The sequence below is a fragment of the Streptomyces aurantiacus genome, assembly GCF_001418335.1.
In the GTDB taxonomy this organism is placed as follows: domain Bacteria; phylum Actinomycetota; class Actinomycetes; order Streptomycetales; family Streptomycetaceae; genus Streptomyces; species Streptomyces aurantiacus.
The window spans coordinates 1-7,306 of record NZ_LIPP01000423.1; the positions used below are offsets into that span (position 1 = coordinate 1).

General features: G+C 73.5%; 6 protein-coding genes. 1 reads left to right on the forward strand and 5 read right to left on the reverse strand.

Going from position 1 to position 7,306, the window contains the following annotated elements:
• Positions 1–77: 77 nt before the first annotated feature.
• From AOK01_RS37520 to AOK01_RS37540, 5 genes are all read right to left on the reverse strand, one after another.
• Entirely contained in the window at positions 78–875 is a 798-nt protein-coding gene (locus AOK01_RS37520; protein WP_055519705.1) for a type III pantothenate kinase, read from the reverse strand.
• A 2-nt stretch (positions 876–877) separates the two neighbouring features.
• Complete coding sequence (gene nadC, locus AOK01_RS37525; protein ID WP_055519707.1) at positions 878–1,918, reverse strand: carboxylating nicotinate-nucleotide diphosphorylase; 1,041 nt, start codon at positions 1,916–1,918, stop codon at positions 878–880.
• Positions 1,919–1,923: 5 nt separating this feature from the next.
• On the reverse strand, positions 1,924–3,762 hold the full coding sequence (locus tag AOK01_RS37530; protein ID WP_055519709.1) for an L-aspartate oxidase: 1,839 nt from the start codon (positions 3,760–3,762) through the stop codon (positions 1,924–1,926).
• Complete coding sequence (gene panC / locus AOK01_RS37535) at positions 3,759–4,766, reverse strand: pantoate--beta-alanine ligase (RefSeq protein WP_055519716.1); 1,008 nt, start codon at positions 4,764–4,766, stop codon at positions 3,759–3,761. The genes AOK01_RS37530 and panC overlap by 4 nt, the downstream gene beginning before the upstream one ends.
• Before the next feature lie 79 nt (positions 4,767–4,845).
• Positions 4,846–5,829: a Rossmann-like and DUF2520 domain-containing protein gene (locus tag AOK01_RS37540; protein ID WP_055519711.1), complete on the reverse strand. Its 984-nt coding sequence runs from the start codon at positions 5,827–5,829 to the stop codon at positions 4,846–4,848.
• Positions 5,830–6,027: 198 nt separating this feature from the next.
• Between AOK01_RS37540 and AOK01_RS37545 the strand changes: the two genes are divergently transcribed.
• Positions 6,028–7,227, forward strand: a complete 1,200-nt coding sequence (locus AOK01_RS37545; protein WP_079104070.1) for a threonine aldolase family protein — start codon at positions 6,028–6,030, stop codon at positions 7,225–7,227.
• Positions 7,228–7,306: the final 79 nt, after the last annotated feature.

Sequence of the window (7,306 nt, forward strand, 5' to 3'; positions counted from 1 at the left end):
GGCTGAGCGCGCAGTTCCCCGCGCCCCTGGTGGGCGCAGTTCCTCGCGCCCCTGGCCGGGGCGCTGCGTGCCTCTGGTCAGGTTCTGGAGACGTTTCTCTCGTAGACCAGGCGGAGGCCGATGAGCGTGAGCCAGGGCTCGTGCTCGTCGATCACCGAGGCCTCACCGAGCACCATCGGGGCCAGACCGCCCGTCGCGATGACCGTGACGTCGTCCGGGTCCTCGGCGAGTTCGCGGGCCATGCGGTTGACGACGCCGTCGACCTGTCCCGCGAAGCCGTAGATGATGCCGGACTGCATGGCCTCGACGGTGTTCTTGCCGATGACGGTGCGGGGCCGGGCGATCTCGATCTTGCGGAGCTGGGCGCCCCGGACGCCGAGCGCCTCGACGGAGATCTCGATGCCGGGCGCGATGACGCCGCCGGCGTACTCCCCGCGCGCGGAGACCGCGTCGAAGGTCGTCGCCGTGCCGAAGTCGACGACGATGGCAGGACCGCCGTAGAGCTCGACCGCCGCGACCGCGTTGATGATGCGGTCGGCGCCGACCTCCTTGGGGTTGTCCATCAGGATCGGGACGCCCGTCTTGATGCCCGGCTCGACGAGGACGGCGGGTACGTCGCCGTAGTAGCGGCGGGTCACCTCACGCAGCTCGTGGAGGACCGAGGGGACGGTCGAGCAGATCGCGATGCCGTCGATGCCGTCGCCCAGCTCGTCGCCGAGGAGCGGGTGCATGCCCATCAGGCCCTGGAGGAGCACGGCCAGCTCGTCCGCGGTGCGGCGCGCGTCCGTGGAGATGCGCCAGTGCTCGACGATGTCCTCGCCGTCGAAGAGCCCGAGGACGGTGTGCGTGTTGCCGACGTCGATCGTGAGCAGCATGCCTACTCAGCCTCGCTCGTGGACGCCTCGGAGAGCGCGGAGTCCTCGTCGGCCTCGCGCAGGTCCAGGCCGATGTCCAGGATCGGCGCGGAGTGCGTGAGGGCCCCCACCGAGAGGAAGTCGACGCCCGTCTGCGCGTACGCCGGGGCTGTGTCCAGGGTGAGGCGGCCCGAGGCCTCCAGGAGTGCGCGGCCGGCCACCAGGGCCACCGCCTCCGCGCACTCGCCGGGCGTGAAGTTGTCCAGCAGGATCAGGTCGGCGCCCGCGTCCACGACCTCGCGCAGCTGGCTCAGGGTGTCGACCTCGACCTCGATCGGCACGTCCGGGAAGGTCTCCCGTACGGCCTTGAACGCCTGGGCGACGCCGCCCGCGGCGACCACGTGGTTGTCCTTGACGAGCGCCGCGTCCGAGAGCGACATGCGGTGGTTGACACCGCCGCCGCTGCGGACCGCGAACTTCTCCAGGGAGCGCAGTCCCGGCGTCGTCTTGCGGGTGTCCCGCACGCGCGCGCCGGTGCCCTCCAGGACGTCCGCCCACGCGCGCGTGGCCGTCGCGATGCCGGAGAGGCGGCACAGCAGGTTCAGCGCGCTGCGCTCGGCCGTCAGCAGGTCCCTGGTGCGGGTCGTGACGCTCAGGAGGCGCTGGCCAGCCTCCACGCGGTCGCCGTCCTCGACGTGCCGCTCGACCTCGAACTCGTCGGTGCAGACCACGGAGACGACCGCCTCGGCGATCCGCAGGCCCGCCACGACGCCGGCCTCGCGGGCGGTGAAGTCGGCCGTGGAGACGGCGTCCTCGGGGATGGTCGCGACGGTGGTCACGTCCACGCCGTGGTCGAGGTCCTCCTCGATGGCGAGGTGGGCGATGTCCTCGACCTCCACGGGGTCGAGACCGGCGTCGGTGAGGAGCTGTGCGAGGGCGGGATCGAGCCCGCACTCGGTGTATGCGCCTTCGGGGAGTTGGCTGCCGTACTCCCCTTCGGCTCCGCAGGCGCAGCCGTCGCCGCAGCCACCGCCGTCGAGAAGGGGAAGGTCCGGGGTGCTCACTTCTGTCACTGCTCCTGGGGGCCGGTCGTGGGGGTTTCCCCGGCTCGGACCGATCGGACCGAGTCGAGAGGGCGGGGAAGTGTCGGGGGGAAGTCTGGGGTGTCGGTGGTGTGCACGGCGAGCGTGCGGTCCGGATTGAGCCGTACGACGATGTGGCGGCGCCAGGTGGCGTCGTCCCGTTCGCCCCGGTCCTCGCGCCAGTGGCAGCCGCGGGTCTCCTCGCGGAGGCGGGCGGCGGCCACCAGGACGCGGGCCACGCACAGGAGGTTGGTCGCCTCCCAGGTGTCGACGCCCGGTTCGGCCGTCTTGCCGTTCTCGTCGAGGGCGTCGCGGGCGTCGGAGTGCAGCCGCTGGAGGCCGTCGGCGGCGGTCTCCAGTGAGCCGGCCGAGCGCAGGACACCGGCGCCGTCCGTCATGATCCGCTGGATCGCGAACCGTGCCTCGGCGGCGAGCAGCGGGTGGGCGGGCTTCTCCGGCCGGTCGACCGGAGCCGGCGAGGGCACGCGCGCGTGGAGACGGTTCTCCTCGGGCCGGTTCTCCTCGTGGCGGTTCTCCTCGTGGCGGTCCGCGATGTCCGCCGCGATGCGCTCGGCATAGACGAGGCCCTCCAGGAGGGAGTTGGAGGCGAGCCGGTTGGCGCCGTGGACGCCGGTGCAGGCGACCTCGCCGCACGCGTACAGGCCCGGCACGGTCGTACGGCCCCGGGAGTCGGTGCGGACGCCGCCGGAGGCGTAGTGGGCGGCCGGGGCGACCGGGACGGGCTCGGTGACCGGGTCGATGCCGTGGGCGCGGCAGGCGGCCAGGATCGTCGGGAAGCGGTGCTCCCACATGTGCGCCCCGAAGTGCCGGGCGTCCAGGTACATGTGCTCGGCGTCCTGCTCCTGCATGCGCCGCGTGATGCCCTTGGCGACGATGTCCCGGGGCGCCAGTTCCGCGAGCTCGTGCTGCCCCACCATGAAGCGCTCGCCCTGCGCGTCGACGAGGTGGGCGCCCTCGCCGCGTACCGCCTCGGACACCAGGGGCTGCTGGCCCTCGGCGTCCGGGCCGAGGAACAGCACGGTCGGGTGGAACTGCACGAATTCGAGGTCGCTGACCTCGGCCCCGGCCCGCAGGGCGAGGGCGACGCCGTCGCCGGTGGACACCGACGGGTTGGTGGTCGCCGAGAAGACCTGGCCCATGCCGCCGGTCGCGAGGACCACGGCGGGCGCGTGGACCGCTCCCACGCCGTCATGCTGGCCCTCACCCATGACGTGCAGGGTCACGCCGGCCGTGCGTCCGTCGGCGTCCGTGAGGAGGTCCAGGACGAGCGCGTTCTCGACCGTACGCAGTCCACGCGCGCGTACCGCCTCGACGAGGGCCCGGGAGATCTCGGCGCCGGTCGCGTCGCCGCCCGCGTGGGCGATACGGCGGCGGTGGTGGCCGCCCTCACGGGCCAGTTCCAGGCCGCCCTCCTCGGACTCGTCGAAGTGGGCGCCGGTCTCGATGAGGCGGCGTACGGCGCCGGGGCCCTCGGTGACGAGAATGCGTACGGCGTTCTCGTCGCACAGGCCCGCGCCCGCCACCAGGGTGTCGTCGAGGTGTTGCTCGGGGGTGTCGCCCTCGCCCAGGGCCGCGGCTATGCCGCCCTGGGCCCAGCGGGTGGAGCCGTCGTCCAGGCGGGCCTTGGTGACGACGACCGTCCGCAGGCCCGCGGCGTCGCAGCGCAGGGCGGTGGTGAGTCCGGCGACTCCGGAGCCGACGACCACGACGTCGGCGGTGACGGACCAGCCGGGAGCGGGCGCGTGCAGACGAATACCTGTCGTAGTGCCTGTCGTAGTGCCTGTGCTGGTGCCTGTGCTGGTCACGAGGCGGCTCCGAAGGTCAGAGGAATGTTGTCGATCAGCCGGGTGGTCCCGACCCGGGCGGCGACGGCGAGGACGGCCTCGCCGGTGTGGCCGTCCGGGATCTCGGTGAAGTCGGCCGGATCGACCAGTGCCAGGTAGTCCAGGGCGAGCGGCGGGCTGAGCCGGGCCGCGTCGTCGAGGACCAGGCGGGCGGCGGCGCGGACCGCGGCGGGGCCCCCGGGGGCCGCCTTGGCGACTGCGTGCGTGTCGGCGGCGGCGCGGGACTCGCCGATGGCGCTGAGGGCGTCGCCGCGCGCGTGCGTGGCGGGCAGTTCGCGGGCACGCGCGCGCAGGGCCTCCTGGGCGGCGAGCCGGTCGCTGCCCGCGAACAGGGCCTGCGAGAGGGCGAGCGCGGTGCGGCGCTCGGTGGCCGACAGATAGCGGTTGCGGCTGGACAGGGCCAGACCGTCCGCCTCGCGCACGGTCGGCACGCCGACGATCTCCACGCCGAAGTTCAGGTCGCGCACCATGCGGCGGATCAGGGCGAGCTGCTGGGCGTCCTTCTGCCCGTACAGCGCCACGTCGGGCCTCGTGATGTGCAGCAGCTTGGCGACGACGGTGAGCATGCCGTCGAAGTGTCCTGGCCGCGTCGAGCCCTCCAGGCGCTCCCCCATCGGTCCCGCGCTGATGCGGACCTGGGGTTCGCCGCCCGGGTAGACCTCGTCCGCGGACGGGGCGAACACGGCGTCCGCGCCCGCCTGCTCGGCGATCTTGATGTCGGCGTCCAGGGTGCGCGGATAGCGGTCGAGGTCCTCGCCCGCGCCGAACTGGAGGGGGTTCACGAAGACCGTGACGACGACCTCTCCGCCACCCGCGACCTCTCCGTCGCCCGCGATCTCCCGGGCGGTACGGATCAGGGTGGCGTGGCCCTCGTGCAGGGCGCCCATCGTCATGACGACGACGCGGCGGCCGGTGCGTACGCGCGCGTGGAGCTCGTCGGCGGTGCTCAGCAGGACGGTGGTCATCGGGCAGCTCCGCTCTCGGCAGCCGCGCACGCCGTCGGACGTCTCCTCGGGGACCGGCTCGTCGGGGACCGTCTCGTCGTCATCGGATGTCTCCCTCGGGCCCGTCCGCGGTGTCGGGGGCTTCGGGACCGCCCGGGCCGCCGGGGCCACCGGGTCCGTTGGGGTCACCGGCGAGTACGTCGAGGAGGTCCTCGGCGAGCTCCGGCTTGAGCAGGCCGTGGGCGAGGGCCCGGTCGGCGGTCGCGCGGGCCATCGCCAGATAGCCGGCGACGGTCTCCGGCGCGTGTTTGCGCAACTCGGCGACGTGCACGGCGACCGTGCCCGCGTCGCCGCGCGCCACCGGTCCGGTGAGGGCCGCGTCGCCCGACCGAAGGGCGTTGTCCAGCGCGGCGCCCAGCAGCGGGCCCAGCATCCGGTCCGGGGCGTCGACCCCCGCCGCGCGCAGCAGGTCCATGGACTCGGCGACCAGGGTCACCAGGTGGTTGGCGCCGAGCGCGAGGGCAGCGTGGTAGAGCGGCCTGGCTTCCTCGGCGATCCACTCGGGCTCGCCGCCCATCTCGATGACCAGCGCCTCGGCGGCCAGCCGCAGCTCGTCGGGGGCGGTGATCCCGAAGGAGCAGCCGGCGAGCCGCTGTACGTCCACGGGGGTGCCGCTGAACGTCATCGCGGGGTGCAGGGCGAGAGGCAGCGCCCCGGCGCGCCGAGCTGGGTCGAGGACCCTCGATCCGTACCGTCCCGAGGTGTGCACGAGGAGCTGGCCCGGCCGGACGGAACCGGTGTCGACGAGTCCTTCCACCAGGCCCGGCAGGGCGTCGTCGGGGACGGTCAGCAGCACCAGCTCGGCCCGGTCCAGGACCTGCTCGGGTGTCATCAGCGGCACGTCGGGCAGCAGCCGCGCGGCGCGCCGCCTGGAGGCGTCGGAGACGCCGGACACGGCCACCGGGCGGTGCCCGGCGAGCTGGAGCGACGCGGCCAGGGCGGGGCCCACGCGCCCGGCGCCCACGACGCCGACGGTGAGTCGCGCGGGGCGGTCCTTGGGGTCTGGCTGGGGGAATGTACTCACTCGACGGCGGCCTTCCGTTCCAGTCCGCTCGGGGTACCGGACGCTTTCTCGTCATGTTAACGCGATTGGTCCGAGGGCCGTCTTTCTGTCCACAGGCTGTGGGGAAGACGACTCCGCGGAACCGACAGGCCGTGAGGGAGGATCGGCGGCCGGAAATTCGCGTGACCGCCCGCCGTGGCGTCCTGCATGATCCGCAGCATGAGCGATACGGCGGAGCAGGCCGAGGACGACGACCCGGCGGGTCGGCCGACGGACGCGACCGAGCAGCGGCGTGAGCAGCAGCGTGCGCGGCGCAGGGCCGCCTGGCGAGGGGCGCGGCAGGTGCTGCGGCGGCCCGGTTTCCGCTCCACGGTCGGTGAGCTGCTGACCGGGCTGACGGACGCCGCGCCGGACGTGTACGACCTGGACCTGCCGGTGGACATGTACGGCGACGGAATCGTGGAGACCCTGGAGGAGCGGGTCGCCGGCCTGCTCGGCAAGGAGGCCGCCGCCTTCTTCCCGTCGGGCACCATGGCCCAGCAGGTCGCGCTGCGCTGCTGGGCGGGCCGTACGGGGAATTCGACGGTGGCGATGCATCCCCTCTCTCACCCGGAGCTGCACGAAAGGCACTCCCTCAGCACCCTCAGCGGCCTGCGCACCGTCCATCCCACGCGCGAGCCGCGGATGCCGTCGGCCGACGAGGTGCGCGACCTGGACGAGCCCTTCGGGACGCTGTTCCTCGAACTGCCCCTGCGGGAGGCCGGTTTCGTCCTGCCCTCCTGGGAGGAACTGGTCGCCGTCACGGACGCGGCACGCGAACGCGACGCCGTGGTGCACGTCGACGGGGCCCGCCTGTGGGAGTGCACCACCCATTTCGGCCGCTCCCTGGCCGAGATCGCGGACCTCACGGACAGCGTCTACGTGTCCTTCTACAAGTCGCTGGGCGGGTTCGGCGGCGCCGCACTCGCGGGCCCGAGGACACTCGTCGACGAGGCGAAGGCCTGGCGCCACCGGTACGGCGGGCAGATACTCCAGCAGTTCCCCACCGTCCTGTCCGCGCTGATCGGCCTGGAGAAGGAACTGCCCCGGCTCCCGGAGTACGTGGCCCACGCGCGCGTGGTCGCCGCGGCGCTGCGCGAGGGGTTCGCCGGGGCTGGGCTCCCCTGGGTACGGGTGCACCCCGAGGAGCCGCACACGCACGAGTTCCAGGTGTGGCTGCCGTACGAGGCGGATGCCCTGATGGATGCGGGGACGGTGCAGGCGGAGGAGACGGGGGTGTCCCTCTTCCCGCAGGTCTGGGTGCGGGGCGGGCCCGGTCTGTCGTTCACCGAGGTCGCGGTGGGCGCGCCCGGCCTGGAGTGGACGGCGGACGACGTACGGGCCGCCGTGACGGATTTCGTGGCACGGCTCCCCCGCTGAGCCAGGCCGGCCCCGCTGACGCCACCGGCGGTCGGGTCAGCCGAGCAGTCGGGTCAGGGCGGCCCGCAGCCGGCCGCGG